Annotated in this window: 17 protein-coding genes; 10 read left to right on the plus strand and 7 right to left on the minus strand. The window is 71.2% G+C overall.

All coding sequences use genetic code 11. The features are described from left to right. Positions 1 to 32 precede the first annotated feature (32 nt). The 5 genes from AB0K67_RS29255 to AB0K67_RS29275 all read left to right on the plus strand — a co-directional run bounded on the left by AB0K67_RS29255 (position 33) and on the right by AB0K67_RS29275 (position 4,749). Positions 33 to 1,766 (plus strand): ABC transporter ATP-binding protein, encoded by a 1,734-nt coding sequence (locus AB0K67_RS29255; RefSeq protein WP_364066787.1) that lies wholly within the window; start codon positions 33 to 35, stop codon positions 1,764 to 1,766. A 166-nt stretch (positions 1,767 to 1,932) separates the two neighbouring features. Beyond that, on the plus strand, positions 1,933 to 2,364 hold the full coding sequence (locus tag AB0K67_RS29260) for an Hsp20/alpha crystallin family protein (RefSeq protein WP_364067193.1): 432 nt from the start codon (positions 1,933 to 1,935) through the stop codon (positions 2,362 to 2,364). 62 nt (positions 2,365 to 2,426) lie between these two features. After that, entirely contained in the window at positions 2,427 to 2,738 is a 312-nt protein-coding gene (locus tag AB0K67_RS29265) for a MerR family transcriptional regulator (RefSeq protein WP_364066789.1), read from the plus strand. A 34-nt stretch (positions 2,739 to 2,772) separates the two neighbouring features. Next, positions 2,773 to 4,317 (plus strand): gamma-glutamyltransferase, encoded by a 1,545-nt coding sequence (locus AB0K67_RS29270; protein ID WP_364066791.1) that lies wholly within the window; start codon positions 2,773 to 2,775, stop codon positions 4,315 to 4,317. Between the two features lie 108 nt (positions 4,318 to 4,425). Continuing rightward, positions 4,426 to 4,749 (plus strand): DUF5709 domain-containing protein, encoded by a 324-nt coding sequence (locus AB0K67_RS29275; protein ID WP_364066793.1) that lies wholly within the window; start codon positions 4,426 to 4,428, stop codon positions 4,747 to 4,749. 105 nt (positions 4,750 to 4,854) lie between these two features. Here AB0K67_RS29275 and AB0K67_RS29280 read toward each other — a convergent pair whose 3' ends face one another. From AB0K67_RS29280 to AB0K67_RS29290, 3 genes are all read right to left on the minus strand, one after another. Beyond that, on the minus strand, positions 4,855 to 5,508 hold the full coding sequence (locus tag AB0K67_RS29280) for an HAD family hydrolase (RefSeq protein ID WP_364066795.1): 654 nt from the start codon (positions 5,506 to 5,508) through the stop codon (positions 4,855 to 4,857). Positions 5,509 to 5,624: 116 nt separating this feature from the next. Beyond that, positions 5,625 to 9,461, minus strand: a complete 3,837-nt coding sequence (gene hrpA / locus AB0K67_RS29285) for an ATP-dependent RNA helicase HrpA (RefSeq protein ID WP_364067195.1) — start codon at positions 9,459 to 9,461, stop codon at positions 5,625 to 5,627. Positions 9,462 to 9,670: 209 nt separating this feature from the next. After that, on the minus strand, positions 9,671 to 10,030 hold the full coding sequence (locus AB0K67_RS29290; RefSeq protein WP_364066797.1) for a VOC family protein: 360 nt from the start codon (positions 10,028 to 10,030) through the stop codon (positions 9,671 to 9,673). A 58-nt stretch (positions 10,031 to 10,088) separates the two neighbouring features. Here AB0K67_RS29290 and AB0K67_RS29295 point away from each other — a divergent pair, with 58 nt between their 5' ends. After that, positions 10,089 to 10,520, plus strand: coding sequence for a MarR family transcriptional regulator (locus AB0K67_RS29295; RefSeq protein WP_364066799.1), 432 nt, complete (start codon positions 10,089 to 10,091; stop codon positions 10,518 to 10,520). Between the two features lie 113 nt (positions 10,521 to 10,633). On the opposite strand, the gene ppgK is transcribed toward AB0K67_RS29295, so the two are convergent. Beyond that, complete coding sequence (gene ppgK, locus AB0K67_RS29300; protein WP_364066801.1) at positions 10,634 to 11,419, minus strand: polyphosphate--glucose phosphotransferase; 786 nt, start codon at positions 11,417 to 11,419, stop codon at positions 10,634 to 10,636. A 218-nt stretch (positions 11,420 to 11,637) separates the two neighbouring features. On the opposite strand from ppgK, the gene AB0K67_RS29305 reads away from it, so the two are divergent. Then, a complete protein-coding gene (locus tag AB0K67_RS29305; RefSeq protein ID WP_364066803.1) occupies positions 11,638 to 12,660 on the plus strand; it encodes a TIGR03118 family protein in 1,023 nt (340 codons plus the stop codon). A 247-nt stretch (positions 12,661 to 12,907) separates the two neighbouring features. Here the strand turns inward: AB0K67_RS29305 and AB0K67_RS29310 are convergent, their stop codons facing one another. Beyond that, positions 12,908 to 13,486, minus strand: coding sequence for an HAD-IA family hydrolase (locus AB0K67_RS29310; RefSeq protein ID WP_364066805.1), 579 nt, complete (start codon positions 13,484 to 13,486; stop codon positions 12,908 to 12,910). A 109-nt stretch (positions 13,487 to 13,595) separates the two neighbouring features. On the opposite strand from AB0K67_RS29310, the gene AB0K67_RS29315 reads away from it, so the two are divergent. Beyond that, positions 13,596 to 14,414, plus strand: coding sequence for a DUF4253 domain-containing protein (locus tag AB0K67_RS29315; RefSeq protein ID WP_364066807.1), 819 nt, complete (start codon positions 13,596 to 13,598; stop codon positions 14,412 to 14,414). A gap of 93 nt (positions 14,415 to 14,507) precedes the next feature. Here AB0K67_RS29315 and AB0K67_RS29320 read toward each other — a convergent pair whose 3' ends face one another. Both AB0K67_RS29320 and AB0K67_RS29325 read right to left on the minus strand, forming a co-directional pair. After that, positions 14,508 to 15,332, minus strand: a complete 825-nt coding sequence (locus AB0K67_RS29320; RefSeq protein WP_364066809.1) for an SAM-dependent methyltransferase — start codon at positions 15,330 to 15,332, stop codon at positions 14,508 to 14,510. A 516-nt stretch (positions 15,333 to 15,848) separates the two neighbouring features. Continuing rightward, positions 15,849 to 17,111 carry a Scr1 family TA system antitoxin-like transcriptional regulator gene (locus AB0K67_RS29325; RefSeq protein ID WP_364066811.1) on the minus strand — a complete coding sequence of 421 codons (1,263 nt, stop codon included), beginning with the start codon at positions 17,109 to 17,111 and terminating at the stop codon, positions 15,849 to 15,851. Between the two features lie 225 nt (positions 17,112 to 17,336). Here AB0K67_RS29325 and AB0K67_RS29330 point away from each other — a divergent pair, with 225 nt between their 5' ends. Next, positions 17,337 to 18,074, plus strand: coding sequence for a hypothetical protein (locus AB0K67_RS29330; RefSeq protein WP_364066813.1), 738 nt, complete (start codon positions 17,337 to 17,339; stop codon positions 18,072 to 18,074). An 829-nt stretch (positions 18,075 to 18,903) separates the two neighbouring features. Beyond that, positions 18,904 to 19,110 carry a hypothetical protein gene (locus tag AB0K67_RS29335; RefSeq protein ID WP_364066815.1) on the plus strand — a complete coding sequence of 69 codons (207 nt, stop codon included), beginning with the start codon at positions 18,904 to 18,906 and terminating at the stop codon, positions 19,108 to 19,110. Positions 19,111 to 19,153: the final 43 nt, after the last annotated feature.

The following is a 19,153-nucleotide window of genomic DNA, read 5'->3' on the forward strand; positions in this document are numbered from 1 at the left end:
TGGGGATGGCCGTCTGCGAAGGGAGCTCCACGTTGGCGGAGGAACCGCGCGCGCCGATCGGGCGCATCATCAGGCTGTTCGGCGCCTACCGCGGCCGCCTGGCCGTCGTGGCCCTGCTCATCCTGCTGTCCTCGCTGGTGGGGCTGGCCTCGCCGTTCCTGCTGCGCGAAGTGCTCGACGTCGCGATCCCGGCCAGGGACGCCGGGCTGCTCACGCTGCTGGCGCTCGGCATGATCCTCGTGGCGATCACGACGACGGTGTTCGACGTGCTGCAGACGCTGGTGTCCACCACCGTGGGCCAGCGGGTCATGCACGACCTGCGCGTCTCCGTCTACGCCCACCTGCAGCGCATGTCGCTCGCGTTCTTCACCCGCACCAGAACCGGCGAGGTGCAGTCGCGCATCGCCAACGACATCGGCGGCATGCAGGCGGTCGTCACCTCGACGGCCGCCTCGCTCGTCTCCAACCTGACCACGGTGATCGCCACGGTCGCCGCCATGGCCGCGCTCGACTGGCGGCTGACGCTGCTCTCGCTCGCGCTGCTGCCGGTGTTCGTGTGGATCAGCCGCAAGGTCGGTGCCGAGCGCAAGCGCATCACCTCCGAGCGGCAGCGCAAGCTGGCCGGCATCGCCTCCATGGTGCAGGAGTCGCTGTCGATCAGCGGCATCCTGCTCGGGCGCACGATGGGCCGCTCGGCGGAGCTGACCGAGCGCTTCGCCAGGTCCTCGCACGAGCTGGCCGAGCTGGGCGTCGCCACCAGCATGGCGGGGCGCTGGCGGCAGGCGTCCATCCAGCTCGTGATGGCCGCCATGCCCGCCACCATCTACTGGGCCGCAGGTCACACCGAGGCGATCTCGGTGGGCACGCTGGTGGCGTTCACGACGCTGCAGACGAGCCTGTTCCGGCCGATGGTGTCGCTGCTGCGGCTCGGCGTCGAGGTGCAGACCTCGCTGGCGCTGTTCGGGCGCATCTTCGAGTATCTCGACCTGCCGGTGGACATCCAACCCGGTACACGGGAGCTGACGGACGTGCGCGGCGAGGTCCGCTTCGAGCAGGTCGACTTCTCCTACGGCGACACGCCCACGCTCACCGGTATCGACCTGACGGTGCCCGCGGGCTCGTCGCTGGCCATCGTGGGCGAGACGGGCTCGGGCAAGACCACGCTGAGCTACCTGCTGCCCCGCCTGTACGACGTCACCGGCGGCCGGGTCACCATCGACGGCGTGGACGTGCGTGAGCTGACGTTCGCGACGCTCAGCGCGACCGTGGGGGTGGTCTCGCAGGAGACGTACCTGTTCCACGCCTCCGTCGCCGACAACCTGCGCTTCGCCCGCCCGTCGGCCACCGACGAGGAGCTTCAGGCGGCGGCGCGGGCGGCGCGCATCCACGACCACATCGCGGCGCTGCCCGACGGCTACGACACGGTGGTGGGCGAGCGCGGCTACCGCTTCTCCGGCGGCGAGAAGCAGCGCCTGGCCATCGCCCGTACGATCCTGCGCGACCCGCCGATCCTGGTGCTCGACGAGGCGACCAGCGCGCTGGACACGCAGACGGAGAAGGCCGTGCAGGAGGCGCTCGACGCGCTGGCGAAGGGGCGTACGACGATCACCATCGCCCATCGCCTGTCCACCGTGCGCGACGCCGATCAGATCGTGGTGCTCGACCACGGGCGGATCGTGGAGCGCGGCACCCACGACGAGCTGATCGCCCGCGGCGGGCACTACGCGGCCCTGGTGAGCCGGGACCAGCCCGCGGAATTCGTCTGACCGCGTTTGAACGTGGCATGTGCTCGGCCTGCTGAGCGGCATCCTCGCCTGACCTGGGCGGGAATAGGTTTTCCCCCGATTTGGTTGCGAACGGATGAGTAGCTAACCTATAACTGAAGTTGGAGGTTAGCTACAGACTCACAACCAACAAGGGAGGGACGTGGAAATGTTGCTGACCTCGATCGACCCGTTCCTGCAGGAGTTCGAGCGCCAGTTCAACCGCATCGCCCGGCAGGCCTTCGACGGCGACGGCGCGATCATGCCGATGGACGGCGTGCGCCGCGACGACGACGTGATCCTGCGCTTCGACCTGCCCGGCATCGACCCCGACTCGATCGACGTGACCGTGGACCGCGGCGTCCTGAGCGTCACCGCCCGGCGCGAGGAGCAGGTTCCCGACGACGCGCGGCTCTTCGTGCGCGAGCGTTCGATGGGCACGTTCACGCGGCGTGTCTACCTGTCGGAGCACCTCGACAGCGACAAGATCGACGCGGGTTACGCGAACGGCGTGCTCACCGTGCGCATCCCCGTTCTGGAGCGGGCGAAGCCGCGTAAGGTAGCGATCCGGCGCGGCGAGCCCAAGGCTCTCAAGGCCTGACACGCGGTCCGGGGGCGGGCATCCTCGGACCGCCCCCGCCCCCGACCACGTGAGGAGATGACATGCCGGACCTGCCCCTCGACGACGAGCACGCGCCTCTCTATTCGCTCGGGCAGGTGGCGGAGATGCTGAAGGTGCAGCACGCCTTCCTGCGCCGGCTCGACCAGCACGACGTGATCAAGCCCAGCCGGTCGAGCGGCGGCCAGCGGCGTTACTCGCGGCGCGACATCCTCATCGTCCAGCACGTCACCCGCATGGCCGAGGAAGGCATGACGCTCATCGCCATCCGCCGCATCCTGGAGCTGGAGCGGGAGATCGCCGCCCTGCGCCAGGAGCTCGAGGAGACCAAGGCGCGGCTGCGCGAGAAGGAGTGACGTCGGGCGTGACGAAGGCGCGTACGCTCGTGCCGTGCACAACACGAGATACGCGCCATCCGGCATGGTGTGCAGCGTCGACCACCTGGCATCGGCGGCCGGGCTGGCGATGCTGGAGCGCGGCGGCTCGGCCGCCGACGCGGCGATCGCCGCCAACGCCGTGCTCGCGGTCGTCGCCCCCCACATGTGCGGGCTCGGCGGCGACCTGTTCGCCCTCGTCCACGACGGTGCGACCGTCACCGCGCTGAACGCCTCAGGACGGGCCGGATCCGGTGCCGATCCCGCCCGCCTGCGGGCCGAGGGCCATACCCGCATGCCCCACCTGCACGACATCAGATCCGTCACCGTGCCCGGGTGCGTGGACGGCTGGGTCGCGCTCCACGCCAAGTACGCCAGGCTGCCCATGGCCGAGCTGCTGGCGCCCGCGATCCGGCTGGCCGAAGCCGGGTTCCCCGCCTCGCCGCTGATGCCGGCGGGCGCGGCGAGCGCCGCCCGGCGGCCCGGCGGCGGCGACTTCGCCTCCGTACGCGCCGCGGGCGACCGCGTCACCCGGCCCGGCGTGGCCCGCGCGCTCAAGGCCGTGGCCGAACGCGGCCGCAAGGGCTTCTACCTGGGCGAGTTCGGTCAGGGCCTGATGGAGCTCGGGGCCGGCGAGTACATCGAGGCCGACCTGGCGCTGCCGGGCGCCGACTGGGTGGAGCCGCTCAAGACCCGCGCGTACGGACACGACGTCTACTCGATGCCGCCCAACTCCCAGGGCTATCTGCTGCTGATGTCCCTCGCCATCGCCGAGGGCCTCGACCTGCCCGCATCGCCGGCCCACCCCGCCTGGGCCCACCTGCTCGCCGAGTCGGCCAGGATCGCCGGGCACGACCGGCTCGACGTGCTGCACGAGGACGCCAAGGACCTGCTCGACCCGGCCGAGATCGACCGGCGGCGGGCGCGTATCGACTCCCGGTCCAGGCTGCGGCTCGCCGCGCCCGCACAGCCCGGTGACACGACGTACCTGTGCGTGGTCGACGGCGACGGCATGGGCGTCTCGCTCATCCAGTCGAACGCGGCCGGGTTCGGCAGCATGGTGTTCGAGCCCCGTACCGGGATCAACCTCCACAACCGCGGCATCGGCTTCTCGCTCAAGCCCGGCCATCCCGCCGAGTACGGCCCCGGCCGCCGCCCGCCCCACACGCTGACCCCGGCCCTGATCACCCGCCCCGACGGCACGCTCAGGTCCGTCGTCGGCACCATGGGCGGCGACGCCCAGCCGCAGATCCTGCTGCAGGTCATCACCCGCCTGCTGCGCCACGGCGAGGAGCCGGGACGCGCGATCGCCGCGCCGCGCTGGCGGCTCGGCACCGGCGGCACCGGGTTCGACACCTGGGACGCGCCCGACGACGCCGTGCTCGACCTGGAGGAGGGCGCCGGCTGGTCCGACGGGCTCGCGGCGCTCGGCCACCGGGTGGCGGCGCTCCCCTACGGGAGCTCGTTCGGCCACGCCCACCTCATCGACGTACGCGAGGACGGCATGCTGGCGGGCGCGGCCGACCCGCGCTCGCTCGTCGGCTCCGCGATTGGACGCTGACCCCTCGGGTAGCGGGTGCCGCTACAGGGCCGCCCGGAAACCGGCCCAGGCTTTCGAAGAAGGGCGGATCCTAGGATTCCGGCCCGTCCAGAGGGTAGGGGTAGTCGTATGACGGAGCTGCCGCCGGATCGGTTCGGTCTGGCCGACGAGCAGGAGATCGAGGTCGAGGAGTGGACCGACGACCTCGGATTCCGGCATGAGATCGTCGAAGACGACCCCCGGCATCACGACACGCTCGACGAGCGCCTGCGGCGCGAGGCGCCCGAGCGGCTGCGCGGGCCGCGCCCCAAGCACCGGCTGACCCAGCCGGACGAGGGGCTCGGCCCCGACCTGGACGGCGAGGAGATCGCCACGCTGTACGTCGGCGACACCGACGACCTGTCGCCCGAGGAGCGGGCGCTGCGCATCGACTCGGAGGACGACCTCAGCTGACCCGCGCACCTCAGCTGACCCGCGCGCCGAGGACCTCAGGCGCGGTCCGGCGACCTCGCCTGTCGCCCGCAAGGAGTCGCACGCGAGGGTCGCCCGCCAGGTGACTCAGGTGAGGTCGCGCAGGGCGGGGAGCACGGCGTGGAGGTCGTCGATGATGACATCGGCGGCCTTCGCCTGCGGCCTTTCGGCGTGCAGGTAACCCCAGGGGCCGCGGCGCAGCAGCGCGGTGCGCATGCCCGCCTTCGCGGCCGGCAGCACGTCGTTGTCCAGCCTGTCCCCCACGTACAGGATCTCGCCGGGCGCGCACCCCGCGACCTCGGCCACCTTGGCGAAGAAGCCCGCCTCCGGCTTGGCCACCCCCCAGCCGTCGGAGGTGTGCACCGAGTCGGCGGGCAGGTCCATGGCCACGAGCGCGTCGTAGGCCCGGCGCGGCTGGTTGCCGGCGATGATCACCTGGTATCCCGCCGCCCTGATGGCCGCCAGCGCCTCGCGCACGTCGGGGTAGAGGTCATCGGCGTCGAAGCGGTTGCGCAGGCCATCGGGGTCGTCGCGCTCCCAGGCCGCCGCCTCGGCGTCGAGGTCGATTTCGGGGCGCAGCAGGCGGAAGGCGTCGGTGTGCGGCCGGTCCATGGCCGCCATGCCGCCCAGCGCGCCCATGAGCTCGAAGGGCGTGACGCCCAGCCGCTCGGCCCAGCGGCGCCAGATGCGGTTCTCGCTGATGAGCGTCTCACCGACGTCGAACACCACTGCTCTGATCATCGATCCTCCTGCGCGAACGGCCACGGAGCGCCGGCCACCCGGCCCTGGAGAACCGGACAATCGACGCAAGGGGCGATTCTCTCACGCGCCGGGCGTGTCGGCGACCGCGCCAAAGCTCAGGGCAGGAGCCGGTCCATCGCCTTGGCGATGCGCTTCTCCGAGACGGGCGTGGGGGTGCCGAGGGTCTGGGCGAAGAAGCTCACCCGCAGCTCCTCGATCATCCACCGGATCTCCACCACGTCGGGGTCGTTCCGCCGCGCCGGAGGCAGCTTGTCCAGCAGCTCGTCATAGTCGTCCTCGACCTTGTGGACGCGGTCCATCCACTCCTCGTCGCGCCACGGGTCCTCGGGCAGCTTGGTGAGGCGGCGGTCGATGGCGCGCAGGTAGCGCAGCACGTCGGGCAGCCTGCGATAGCCGGTGGCGGTGACGAAGCCGGGATAGACGAGCCTGCCGAGCTGGTCGCGTACGTCGTCGGTGGCGGCGCTCGGGCGCAGGGACTCCAGCCGGACCCCCGCCTCGTGCCAGACGCTGAGGATCTGCTCGACCTTGGCCAGCACGTCGCTCGCGGTGTCGTACAGGTTGGCGCGGACGTGCTGGTAGAGGCGGTCGTAGGCGTCCGGCTCCCAGACGGCGCCGCCCGCCTCCAGCATGAGCTTGTCGACCGCCGCGTTGATCACGTCGTCGAACAGCGCCACCGCGCCGCCGTGCGGGCTGCGCGACAGGGCCAGCTTGGCCTGGTTGGACAGGCCGCCGAGCAGGGACCTGGCGGGGTTGGTGACGTTGAGCAGGAGCAGGCGGCGCACGCCCGGCCAGTGGGAGCGGCGCTGCTCCGCCTCGGTCTCGAAGATCTTGATGGAGACGGAGTCGCCGGCGTCCACGAGCGCCGGATAGCCCTTCATGCGTCCCTGCTCGAACACCTTGGGCAGGGTGCCGAAGCTCCACGTGTGCAGGCCGGTCTGCTCGAGGTCGTCACCGGCCTGGGAGAGCGTCTCGCGCAGGCGCGGGGCCAGGCGGCGCTTGAGCTCGTCGAGGTCTTTGCCCTCGGCCACCGTGCGCCGCTTCTCGTCGATCACCCGGTACGTGATGCGCAGGTGGTCGGGCACCTGGTCGAGCTGCCAGGCGTCGCGCGGCACGCGTACCCCGGTGAGCTTGAACAGCTCGCGCTCGACGGCTTCCAGCAGCGGCTCGCCGCCCGGCTTGACCCCGGCCAGCACCTGCTTGGCGTAGTTGGGCGCGGGTACGAAGTTGCGCCGCAGGTTCTTCGGCAGCGACCGGATCAGCGCGGTGATCAGCTCTTCGCGCAGGCCGGGGATCTGCCAGTCGAAGCCGTCGGAGGTGATCTGGTTGAGCAGCGCCAGCGGCACGTGGACGGTGACGCCGTCGGCGTCGGCCCCCGGCTCGAACTGGTAGGTCAGCTTCATCCGCTGACCGAGCTGCTTCCAGGTGTCGGGGTAGTCGCGGGCGCTGACGTCGGCGCCCTCGTTGACCAGCATCTCGGGCGAGAACGTGAGCAGGTCGGGCTGCTCCTTGCTCGCCTTCTTCCACCAGGCGTCGAAGTGGCGGGCCGAGACGACGTCGGCGGGCACCCGCTGGTCGTAGAAGTCGAAGAGCGTCTCGTCGTCCACGAGGATGTCGCGGCGGCGTGCGCGATTCTCCAGCTCCTCGACCTCGCCGAGCAGCCGGCGGTTCTCCTTGAGGAACTTGTGGTGGGTGTCCCAGTCGCCCTCGACCAGCGCGTGCCTGATGAACAGCTCGCGCGACAGGTCGGGGTCGATGCGGCCGTAGTTGACCTTGCGGCCGACGACGAGCGGCACGCCGTACAGCGTGACCTTCTCCAGGGCGATCACCGCGCCCTGCTTCTTCTCCCAGTGGGGCTCGGAGTAGGTGCGCTTGACCAGGTGCTGGGCGAGCGGCTCGACCCACTCGGGTTCGATCTTGGCGTTGACCCTGGCCCACAGGCGCGAGGTCTCGACCAGCTCGGCCGACATGACCCACTGCGGCTGCTTCTTCGCCAGCGCGGAGCCGGGGAAGATGGCGAAGCGGGCGTTGCGCGCGCCGATGTACTCCTGGATCGGCCGGCGGCCGCCCTGATCGCGCTGCTTGTCCAGCACGTCTTTGACGCCGATGTGGGACAGCAGGCCGACCAGCAGCGAGGCGTGGATCTGCTGCGGGTCGGCGGGCCGGCTGTTGGGCTGGACGCCGAGCGTCTGGCGGAGCTGGCTGTAGATGTCCTGCCACTCGCGCACGCGCAGGTAGTTGAGGAACTCGGCCTTGCACAGCCGGCGGAACGCGCTGGAGGACAGCTCTTTCTGCTTGTCGCGCAGGTAGTTCCACAGGTTGACGTAGGCCATGAAGTCCGACTCGGGGTCGGCGAAGCGGCGGTGCTTCTCGTCGGCCTGCTGCTGCTTGTCGGCGGGGCGCTCGCGCGGGTCCTGGATGGACAGCGCGGCGGCGATCACCATGACCTCGCGCAGGCAGCCGTTCTTCTCCGCCTCCAGCACCATGCGGCCAAGGCGCGGGTCCACGGGGAGCTGGGCGAGCTTGCGGCCGATCGGGGTGAGCTTGTTGCCCGCGTCGAACGCGCCCAGCTCGTGCAGGAGGTTGATGCCGTCCTTGACCTGGCGGCGGTCCGGCGGCTCGACGAACGGGAACGCCTCGATGTCGCCCAGCCCGATGGAGGTCATCTGCAGGATGACGGAGGCCAGGTTGGTGCGCAGGATCTCGGGGTCGGTGAACTCCGGCCGGTTGAGGAAGTCCTCCTCCTCGTACAGCCGGATGCAGATGCCCTCGGACGTACGGCCGGAGCGGCCCTTGCGCTGGTTGGCGCTGGCCTGCGAGATCGGCTCGATCGGCAGCCGCTGCACCTTCGTGCGGTGGCTGTAGCGGGAGATGCGCGCGTACCCGGGGTCGACGACGTATTTGATGCCGGGCACGGTCAGGGACGTCTCGGCGACGTTGGTGGCCAGCACGATGCGGCGGCCGGTGTGGGGCTGGAAGACGCGGTGCTGCTCGGCGGCGCTCAGCCGGGCGTACAGCGGCAGCACCTCGGTGTTGCGGAACTCGGCCTTGCCCAGGGCGTCGGCGGCGTCGCGGATCTCCCGCTCGCCGGACAGGAACACCAGGATGTCGCCGGGGCCCTCGCCGATCAGCTCGCGGCAGGCGTCGACGATGCCCTGCGTCTGGTCGTCGTCGTCGCCCAGCGGGCGGTAGCGCACCTCGACCGGGTACGTGCGGCCGGAGACCTCGATGATGGGCGCGTCGTCGAAGTGGCGGGAGAAGCGCTCGGGGTCGATGGTGGCGCTGGTGATGATGACCTTGAGGTCGGGGCGCTTGGGCAGCAGCTGTTTCAGATAGCCCAGGATGAAGTCGATGTTGAGGCTGCGCTCGTGGGCCTCGTCGATGATCAGCGTGTCGTACTGGTCGAGCATGCGGTCGTTCTGCAGCTCGGCCAGCAGGATGCCGTCGGTCATCAGCTTGACCAGGGTGCGGTCGCTCGCCTGGTCGGTGAAGCGGACCTTGTAGCCGACCACCTCGCCCAGCTCGGTGCCGAGCTCTTCGGCCACGCGCTCGGCGACCGTGCGGGCGGCGATGCGGCGGGGCTGGGTGTGGCCGATCACACCGCGTACGCCCCGCCCGAGCTCCAGGCAGATCTTGGGGATCTGGGTGGTCTTGCCGGAGCCCGTCTCGCCGGCGATGATCACGACCTGGTTGTCGCGGATCGCGGCGAGGATGTCGTCCTTGCGCTGCGAGACCGGAAGGTTCTCCGGGTAGGTCACCGCCGGCACGGCCGCGCGGCGGCGTTCGAGGCGCTGCTCGGCACGCTCCACGTCGGCCAGAATCTCGGCGGCGATCTTGTCGCGCGCCTCGCGGGAGCGCACCCGGCGCATGCCGTCGAGCCTGCGCCGCAGCCGCCGCTGGTCGCGCGGCATGAGCTCGGGCAGGCGGGCCTGGATCTCCGCGAGGGATCCGGAAGGCCGGGCCGGCCGATCGGCACGGGCCGGTCGGGCCTGGTGGGCCGGGTGGGCCTGGTGGGAAGGTGTGGACGGCGAGGACAACGAAGGCGTTCCCATACTGCTTTCAGGATATTTGAGCCCCGCGTCACCGGAGCCAACCGTCCATGCTGCCCCACGCGCCCGCCGCGCGCATCCCAAATATCGCCGCCCTAGCGGGTGTGCACGGTGATCACGTAGCCGTCGGGGTCGGCGAAGCTGAACACGCGCCCGAACGGGCCGTCCGCCGGCGGCGCCACGATCGGCACGCCGGCCTCCTTGAGCTCGTCGTGCAGCTTCTGGGCGTCGTCGGCGGCGAACCACAGGACGGCGCCGGTGCCGGGGCGCTCGGGCAGCTCGACGCCGGGGAGCGGCTCCCGTACGGCGAAGGGAACGGGCTCGGTGGCGAAGACCACGGCGCCGGGCGGGGCGGAGGGGGCGCGCTTGAGGCCGAGGCGGCTCTCGTAGAACTCGGCGGCCCTGTCGAGGTCACGGACCTGGAGGGCGACGAAGTCGATTCCGATGGCGGTCATGGTGTCTCCTCTGCGATGTCAGGACTTTGACATAGAGACTGTATGTCAGAATGCTGACATGGCGCAAGAGGACCTCGATCTCAGCGTGGGTTACCAGCTCAAGCGGGTGCAGGCGGCCCTGCGGGCGGCCATGGACGACGCGTTGCGCGCCCACGGGCTGACCACCCCGCAGTACTCGTGCCTGGAGCTGCTCAGGCAGCGGCCCGGCATGTCGAACGCCGAGCTGGCGCGCGGCACGTTCGTCACCCGGCAGTCGATGAACGTGCTGCTGCAGCACCTGCAGGAGGCCGGGCTCGTCGAGCGGCCCGCGACGGCCCCGTCGGGCCGGGCGCTGCCCGCCCGGCTCACCGAGGAGGGGCGGCGGCGCCTGGATGCGGCCAGGGCCGATGTGACGGCCGTCGAGCAGCGGATGAACTCCCCCATGACCCCGGAGGAGGCGGAGGCGCTGGCGCGCCGCCTCGCCACCATGGCCGAGGCCCTCGGAGGCTGACGCCGCCGGCGTGAAGTGAAAGGCCCGGCGCGCGCGACGGGCCTGCTCGCGGTGACCGGCTCGGGCACCACGTCCGTGAAAGACCTCGGCGCGCGACGGGCCTGCAGCGGCCGTCACGCGTCCGGGGGCTTGCGGCGGCTATGCGCGGCCGTCGCGCGGCCGGACGCTTGCGGCGGCTCTGCGCGTCCGGCGGCGGCGTGGGCGGCGCCGATGATGCCGGCCTGGTTCTGCAGACCGGCGGGCACGATGGGCGTGTCGAGCTTCACGTGCGGCAGGAACTTCTCGGCCTTCCTGCTCACACCGCCGCCGATGATGATCAGCGAGGGCGAGAACAGCATCTCGACGTGCCGCAGGTACTCCTCCACCCGCCCCGCCCACTTCTCCCAGCTCAGGTCGTGCTCCTCGCGCACCCTGGCGGAGGCGCGGTGCTCGGCGTCCTTGCCGCGCAGCTCCAGGTGCCCCAGCTCGGTGTTGGGCACGAGCACCCCGTCGGTGAACAGCGCGCTGCCGATGCCGGTGCCGAACGTGAGCACCAGCACCGTCCCCTGCCGCCCGCGCCCCTCGCCGAAGCGCATCTCGGCCAGGCCCGCCGCGTCGGCGTCGTTGAGCACGGTCGCGCCGCCGAACAGCCGGGCCGCGTCCACGCCGATCCACGAGCGGTCGATGTTGGCCGCCGAGCGCACCACACCGCCCACGACGACGCCGGGAAAGGTCACGCCGACGGGACCGTTCCAGTCGAAATGTTCTTTGATCGCGCTCACCACTCCGGCCACCGGGTCCGGCCCCGACGGCTCAGGCGTGGCAATGCGCAGCCGCTCCTCCACCAATTCACCGGTCTCCGTGTCGACCGGCGCGCCCTTGATGCCGGAACCGCCGATGTCGATGCCCAAGACTTTCATGCTTTTCCTCTCCCCCTCAGGACGGCTGAGAACTCCATTTCCGGTCCGGCTGAACCCGCTACCCGCCGCCCACGTATCTCGCGTCACAAGCGCTCATTAGGAGGCACCGGATGCGGCCACGCATCATCACACTCTGCGCTGTTGCGGTCGTTCTGGGAGCGACTCTCACCACTCCCGCACACGCCACCACCAGGACGCGTTTCGACGTCATCAACCTTGTGTCGGACGTCAAGGGCAAAGCCCCTGTCACCGACCCCAAGGTCGTCAACCCGTGGGGCCTGGCCATGGGCAAGACTCTGTGGGTCTCGAACACCGGGACCGGCACCGCCACCGTCTACTCCGGCACCGGCAAGAAGGAGAAGACGGAGGTGGCGATCCCGGGCGGAGCCCCGACCGGCCAGGTGTTCAACCCCGGCAACGGCTTCACCGTCAAGGGCAAGCCGGCCACGTTCATCTTCTCCAGCCCGAGCGGCGCCATCACCGGCTGGAACGCGGAGGTCGACCCGGCCAACGCGATCATCGCGGCCTTCACCCGCGGCGCCGACTACAAGGGGCTGGAGCTCGTCCAGACCGAGGACGAGGCGTTCCTGCTGGCTGCCGACTTCGCCAGTGGCCGCATCCACGCCTTCGACCAGGACTTCCGGCGCGTCAAGCTGGCCCGCTGGCAGTTCAGGGACTCGGCGCTGCCCAAGGGCTACAAGCCCTACAACGTGGCGGTGGTCAACGGCAACATCTGGGTCGCCTACGCCCTGCGCGACCCGAAGACCGGCAAGCCGGTCTTCGGCAACGGCAAGGGCTTCGTCAGCCGGTTCAACGCCAACGGGCGGCTCACCGGGCGCATCTCCCGGGCCGGGCTCAACGCCCCCTGGGGTCTGACCGCCGCGCCCAAGGGCTGGGGCGAGTACGCGGGCGCGCTGCTCGTCGGCAACTTCGGCGACGGCACCGTGCACGCGTACAAGCGGGGCCGTCACCTCGGCGCGCTGCGCGACTCCGCGGGCAAGCCGATCGTGCTGCCCGGTCTGTGGGACCTGGAGCGTGGCACCGCGGCGACCGGCGGCGAGAAGGCCCTGTGGTTCTCCGCCGGCATCGACGGCACCAAGCACGGCCTGATCGGCGTGATCGCGCCGAAGGGCACGAAGGTCAGCTCGAACGGGGCGGCCGCTGCGCCGAAGCCGTCGGGCCAGAAGACGAGCGCCCCAGCCACCCGGCCCCCCTCCCAGAATCCCTACGGCGGGTACTGACCGGCGCTCAGCCGCCGTTCCTCCAGCCCGGCGAGGAGCGCAGCCCGCCCGCAGGGGCGGGGGACGGCGGCCGGAAGGTCTCCGGCGCGGACGGCGCGAGCCGCGCCGGAGACGCCCGCTCGCTCCTGGCGCCCGATCGCGCGGCGCCCCACCCCACTCATCCCGGCCCGGTTCAATCCGGCGCCGCTCATCCCCGCCCGATGCAACCCGGCCCGATTCAGGCCGGCCCGGTTCGACCCGGCCCGGTTCAACCCAGCACTGCGGCGAGATCGTCGAACGTGCGGTAGTGGACGCCGGTCATGCCGAGCGCCCTGGCCGCCTCGACGTTCTGCAGCCGGTCGTCCACGAACAGGCAGCGCTCCGGCGCGGCACCCGCCTGCTCGGCGGCGATCTCGTAGATGCGCCGGTCGGGCTTGGCCACGCCGACCCTGGCGCTGCTGACCACGGCGTCGGCGAAGTACGTGAGCCCGAGCATGTCGATGTGCGACTCCAGGGTGTCCATGGCGTTGGTCACGATGACCACGGGCACGTGCGCCTGCACCCGGGCGAGCAGCTCCTTGACCTGCTCGTCCACCCAGAACCTGATCTCGATGAACTCGGCCACCGCCTGCCGGGCGCGCTCGTCGCCGCCCAGGGCCACCGCGATCGACTCGGCCCATTCGGCCTCGGTGCGCCGGCCGAGCGTGGCCGGCATGATCAGCTCGGGGTCGAAGGCCGTCTTGATGAGCGGCAGGCCGTAACGGGCCTCGATCTCGGCCTGGGCAGCGTGGTCGAAGTGGCGCAGCACGCCGTCGAAGTCGGTGAGAACCGCGTCGAAGGGGATCACAGCCCACCATTCTGCCCGGTGCGCGCAACCCCTGCCCCCGCCGCAGGTGCCGAGACGACCGGCCGCACTACCATCTCCGAGACAGCATTCGGTATCGGAACGGTAGGGCATGAGCGATCATCAGCTGCCACGCGAGCTGTGCCAGCTGTTCGCCGACGGCGGCAGGGGGAGGAGACTGCCCATCACGCTGCCTCCCGGCGACGTCGTCTGGCCGGACCCCGGCTACACCGGGCAGGGCAAGGCACCGCGACCGGCGTTCTGGATGAGCGATGACCATGCGACCGGCGCCGACTGGGCGCTGCTGCGCGAATGGCACCCGCACAGTGGTCTGTGGCCGCTGCTGCTGGACGAGTCGGCGCAGCCATGGGGGGTCGGGCAGGTCGTGCCGGACGATCCCCGCCAGATCGACCACTTCACCGCCGAGGGCTTCATGGCCGAGGTGTGGGAGGAGTGGGTGGCGCAGATGCCGCCTGAGGCGCTGTCGGAGTTAGAGCCGTTCGGCGCGATCTGTCCGGGTCCCGCACCGCCCGGCAAGCTGCGGGCCGATCCCGAGGCGGTGGCCGAGTGGCTGGCCGGCGAGCTCGCGGCCAAGGGGATGCCGCTGGGGCTGGTCGCGGCCGGCAGGGGCGCCGACGCGCTGGCCGTCATGGGCTGGCAGGGGGCGCTGCACCACAACGAGTGGATGGTGCCGATGGCCGCGGTCGTGCGGAGCTGGGAGGACCGCTTCGGGGCGCGAGTGGTGAGCGTCGGGTTCAACACGCTCGACCTGAGCGTGGCGGCGCCGCCGGTCGATCCCGATCACGCGCTGCACGTGGCGGCCGAGCACTGGACGTTCTGTCCTGACAACGTGGTGCAGGGGCCGGGCGACCTGCAGGGGTACGCCGAGCAGATCATCGGGGGACACGCCTGGTCGTTCTGGTGGGACTGAGCCCACCGGACCGGGCCGGGCCGGGCCGACCGGGCCCCGCTCGAAGGGGCCGTTCGCGCGGGGGCCGGTTCTTGTCCGGCCCCGCCGTCCGTGTCATGGGATGTGCGCGACGGCCCCGTACGTGCCGGACGCGCCGGGATCGCAGTCCTCCAGGGCGTCGGGCCGCCAGTCCGGGACCCACACCAGCCCCGGCTCGACCAGGTTCAGACCTTCGAGCAGCGCCTTGACCTCTTCCCGGGTGCGTACGGCGTGCCCCGGCAGCGTCATCGCCAGCAGGTCGTGGATGGCCGGCAGCAGCTCGGCGGGTATGGCGTCGAACGTGGTCTGCACCAGCGTCAGGTAGCTCTGCTCGGGGGCCACCTGGCGGATACGTTTGATCACGTAGTGGAAGTACTCGTCGTCGTTGAGGCTGTAGGCCGACAGCAGCAGCACGGCCATGGGCCGGTCCCAGTCGAGGAACGTTTGCAGCACGGGGTCGTCGAGCACCTCGTCGATCTCGCTCAGGTCGCCTTCGACGACGCGGACGCAATCGGTGATGGGCTCGATGGTGGCGCGCGCGCCGGCCAGCACCATCGGGTCGTTCTCGACGTAGACCACGCGAGGCACGGACGCGGCCAGCCCCCTGCGCGCGACGTCGTGCAACTGCCGGCCCGGCGGCAGGCCGCTGGGCACCCCGCTGCCGACGATCACGAACTGGTCCACTCCCTGGAGCGCCAGGTGGTGGACCACCCGGGTCAGGAACCGCAGCACGGCACGGGCGGCCGTGGTGGTGACGGGTGCGGCCTGGTCGTAGCGCCGCACGACGTCACGATCGGCCGAGAAATGGTTCTTCCCGCCGGCCGCGGCGTCGAGAATCCGGGTGACTCTCGCTTGGGTCAGCTCCAGCTTCGCCAGATTTCGGATGGCACGCTGACGCATTGAGTGTTGCCCCTTTCCCCTCGCCCACAATCTCGGAGAAAGTTGTCCTTACGGACCCCACTCGATGACCCAAGCCTTATGATCCCCCGCAGACCGGGAAAAACAACCGGAAAAACTATTGGTTTTGGGTATATGTCAGTTACCCCATCCCCGGCATAAACGATCTCGCAGGCGGGAAGCGGCCCCGCATCAACGATCTCGCGGGCGGGAAGCGGTCCTGCGTCAACGACCTCACGGGGCGGGAGTGCGGCCCCGCATCAACGACCTCACGGGGCAGGCGCGCGGTCCCGGCACAACGATCTCACGGGACGGGGTACGGCCCCGCATCAACGAGCTCGTGGGGCAGGCGCGCGACGCGGCACGAACGATCTCGCAAGGCGGTTACTCCGCCCAACCAGGGCGATCTCGGCAGGGTGGCGCGCGGCCCGGTATTCGACGATTCAACCGGCAGGAAGCGACCTTTCCGGCAGGCGGAAAGCGGCGCGGCGTGAAAGATCTAGTGCGGCGGTAAGCCGCTCATTTCCCGAGCGAACGCGAAAGCCTTTCGCGATGCTGGTTGAGCACCTCGAACGTCTCGTCCCGGGTGGTCGTCGTCACCGACAGCTTGGTGAACGCCTGGTGGTACACCTCCACCGAGGCCGCGTCGCTGATCAGCGTGTCGGACTCGATGCCGTGGACGCAGGCGATGTCGGGCTCGTACGCCTCGGCGAAGCGCCAGATCGTGAACGGCCCGGTGCGCGGCACGTACACGGGATCGTCCATCGGCACCACGTGCAGCGAGACGTTGGGCCGCTTGGCATGCTCAAGGAGCATGTCGAGCTGGCGCAGCTGGACGTGCCGCCCGACGATCGAGCGGGTCAGCACGCTCTCGTCGATCACGGCCCACAGCACCAGCCCGTTGTCGCGGGGCAGCGCCTCCTGGCGGGCCATGACGAGGGCCACGGCCTCGTCGACGGTCTGCTGGCCGTAGGTGGCGGGGCCGGCCACGGTGATGGCGGCCCGCGCGTACTCCTCGGTCTGCAGCAGCGGCGGGACGAACTGGGTGTGGTAGCTGCGGATCACGGTGGCGCGCTGTTCGAGCGCGTAGCCGGTGGCCAGCCAGACCGGCACCGTCTGGGCGTCGTACCAGGCGGCCTCGCGTTCACCCCTGGCCAGGCTCAGGACGTACTCGCGGATGGGCGGCGCGGTGACGCCGTAAAGGGTCAGCAGGCGCTCGACCGTGATGGGCGCGGGCGCGATGCGGCCCTCCTCGATGGCGGGGATCGCCGCGGCGCCCTTGCCGAGCGCGGTCTCGACCTGCTCGGCCGAGAGCCCGGCGGACACGCGCAGGCCGTGCAGCCGCTTGCCGAGCGCCCGGCGCTGCGGATCGCTCAGCGGCGCGACCGCGTCGGGGATGTCGGCGGTGCGCTCGCGCTCGGGCTCCTCCGGCAGGCCCTCGGCCTTGCGCGCCAGCTCGACCACGCCGCGCAGCACTTCGAGCGAGCTCTCCGACAGCCCGGACGCGGCCAGCCCGAGTGAGGCGGCCCGCAGTTGCAGGTCTTCGACCGAGCCCGATTCGAGGTAGTCGTCACCGACCAGCCAGCCCACGCTCACTTGCAGGCACGAGGCCAGCGCCCTGAGCACCTGGAGCGTCGGGTTGGTCTGCTTGCCGGTGCGCAGCTGGCTGATGTAGGCGCGCGTGATCGGGATGCCGGCCTCCGTCAGGGCGGCGGCGACCTGCGCGCCGGTGTAACCGCGCTTGGTCAGCGCGAGATCGAGCCGCTCGGCGAAGTTCGCCACGGCGCACCTCCTACCGCCCGTGAACTTTTCCAGCGTAAGGGACGCGGGGCCCGGTGTCCCCTGCCATGCGGGCAAGCTCTGCCACGCGAAGGGGTATCAACTTATTCGCAAACTGTGAGTTGACATATCCCACCATATAAGCGGACTATCAGGAGTGCGTGGTAACTGTGGCTTAACAGCCTACGGGTTCTGGAGAGTTCCCCGGGTAAGGAGGTGGCACCGGACATGACCATGGAGCACCGGGATGGTTCCCGGTTCCTGGAGGATCCGGTCTCCGCCGGGCAGGAACAGGCGGTGCGCCGCATCTGCGCCCGCGTGGCCGGGCATGAGGCGGGCGACGAGGTTCATGTCGCCGAGCTGCCTCTGGGCGGCCTCCAGGTCTGGCTGGACAGCCCCCGTCACCGCTGGCGCTACTACCACCGGATGGCCCGCGAGCTGCGGCTGGCCGGCTGGCACACGGAGACGGGACCGGAACGGCTGCTGTTGCTCGGGTGGAGTGCGGTCTGCCTGAGCCACCGCGTCAGGATGCTGGGCGCGGCCCTCAAGGGACGGCTGGCCGACTTCGACAAGACGGCGTTCACCGCCGTCATGCTCGCCACCCGGCTGTGCCACGACGGGCACCCTGCGCGGGACGTGCCCGCCGAGGTCGAGGCCCGCTGCGCCGACGCGCTGCGCTGGCCCGCCAGGCTGGCCGACCTCGAAGGGCTCGAACGCCGGTCGTCGCTGGAGCCGATGCGGCTGAGGCTGGCGCAGGTGGCCGGTCTCGAGGCCAAGGTGGCCCGGCGCTGCGGCGAGCACCTCGTCCTGGCCTCGAAGGTCGCGCGTACGGTCGCCGGTGGTGCGGGACCGGTGCGTACGCGGACGGCCGGGCCCCGCTTGGTGGCACACGGTGCCGGGCTGACGGAGCGCATGGTCTGCGTCAGCGTCCCGAACGTGGCCGCGAGAGCGGTGACGGCCCGATGACGACCACACGAGGCACGGGCGCGACCGCGGTCATCACGGCCGCACCCCGGCCAGGACAGCGGGGAGGGCGGCCCCGTTCGGATGGCTTCCGTCCTGACGGGTTCCGTGGCGACGGCCGGCGTCCTCACGGGTCCCGTCCCGACATCGGCGCCGCGGCGCGGTTCTCCGCCTCGCTCGCGCCGTACACCGGCGCTCACTCGACCGGCCGGCCGCCTTCGGGCGGCGCGCCGGTGCGCACGAGCGCAGGCGCCGGAATGCCGGCGCTGCCATCAGGCGACGGGAGGGTGCGGGCCGCGCGCGGCCTGCCAAGCCCGTACGCCGACAGTGCGGGAACGGTGGCAGCGCACCCAGCGCCGGCCCCGGCGCTTCCCCGCCCCTCCGGCACCGTGCGGCACGTGCCCGACTCAGTCGGCGCGGTGCTGTTGGCCAGCGCGGTAGCGGCTGGCGTGCTGGCCAACTCGAGGGGTAGCGCCTGGGGCCGGCTTCATCTTCGCGGCATCGGCGGGTCGATCGGCAGGGCGGGCGCCACAGAGCCGATCGACCGGCCGTCCCGGCGGGCGGCAGTGCCAGGGCACGGGCCCTCGGCCGTCCCGCCGGCCGCCGTTCTGCTCGCCGCCACGGCGCTGGTGCGGGTCGCCGTGGCGGCGGGACGTGAGACCGGACGACGATCTCAGCGCGCGGCGGAGGAGGGGCCGGCGGTCCCGCGCCGGCTCCTCGCCGCACGGCGCGCCGCCTCCGGCCGGGTACGCGGCACGCGGCCGCGCCCGCCCGCAGGCCCCCGACCTCGCCCGCAACCGATCAGGACCCCCGCTATAGATCAGGAGCGCCCATGCTCACCGACGAAACGCGCAGGTCACAACCGCACGAAGTGCACCCGCGGGGCGTGAGGCCCGGCCCGCCGCCACCCCACGGCGACGAGGACAGGGCGGGCCCGCCTCCGCAGGCGCGCACCGTGCACCGGCTGCGCCGCATCCGGCAGGTGTCCGTCGAGGCCATCACCGAGATCGACCAGGCGCTCCGGCACCGAGCCTCGTGACCGTTTCTCGCCTTCCCGCACAGGAGGAAGACCATGCGCACCG

Source organism: Nonomuraea sp. NPDC052634, assembly GCF_040678535.1.
In the GTDB taxonomy this organism is placed as follows: domain Bacteria; phylum Actinomycetota; class Actinomycetes; order Streptosporangiales; family Streptosporangiaceae; genus Nonomuraea; species Nonomuraea fastidiosa.

What these genes read in the sequence shown, in the direction of transcription:
- AB0K67_RS29290 (WP_364066797.1), bottom strand. Translation starts at nt 10,030, where the DNA reads ATGACCGCCATCGGAATCGACTTCGTCGCCCTCCAGGTCCGTGACCTC.
- AB0K67_RS29280 (WP_364066795.1), bottom strand. Translation starts at nt 5,508, where the DNA reads ATGATCAGAGCAGTGGTGTTCGACGTCGGTGAGACGCTCATCAGCGAG.
- AB0K67_RS29335 (WP_364066815.1), top strand. Translation starts at nt 18,904, where the DNA reads ATGCTCACCGACGAAACGCGCAGGTCACAACCGCACGAAGTGCACCCG.
- AB0K67_RS29275 (WP_364066793.1), top strand. Translation starts at nt 4,426, where the DNA reads ATGACGGAGCTGCCGCCGGATCGGTTCGGTCTGGCCGACGAGCAGGAG.
- AB0K67_RS29295 (WP_364066799.1), top strand. Translation starts at nt 10,089, where the DNA reads ATGGCGCAAGAGGACCTCGATCTCAGCGTGGGTTACCAGCTCAAGCGG.
- AB0K67_RS29320 (WP_364066809.1), bottom strand. Translation starts at nt 15,332, where the DNA reads ATGCGTCAGCGTGCCATCCGAAATCTGGCGAAGCTGGAGCTGACCCAA.
- AB0K67_RS29265 (WP_364066789.1), top strand. Translation starts at nt 2,427, where the DNA reads ATGCCGGACCTGCCCCTCGACGACGAGCACGCGCCTCTCTATTCGCTC.
- AB0K67_RS29315 (WP_364066807.1), top strand. Translation starts at nt 13,596, where the DNA reads ATGAGCGATCATCAGCTGCCACGCGAGCTGTGCCAGCTGTTCGCCGAC.
- AB0K67_RS29330 (WP_364066813.1), top strand. Translation starts at nt 17,337, where the DNA reads ATGACCATGGAGCACCGGGATGGTTCCCGGTTCCTGGAGGATCCGGTC.
- AB0K67_RS29260 (WP_364067193.1), top strand. Translation starts at nt 1,933, where the DNA reads ATGTTGCTGACCTCGATCGACCCGTTCCTGCAGGAGTTCGAGCGCCAG.
- ppgK (WP_364066801.1), bottom strand. Translation starts at nt 11,419, where the DNA reads ATGAAAGTCTTGGGCATCGACATCGGCGGTTCCGGCATCAAGGGCGCG.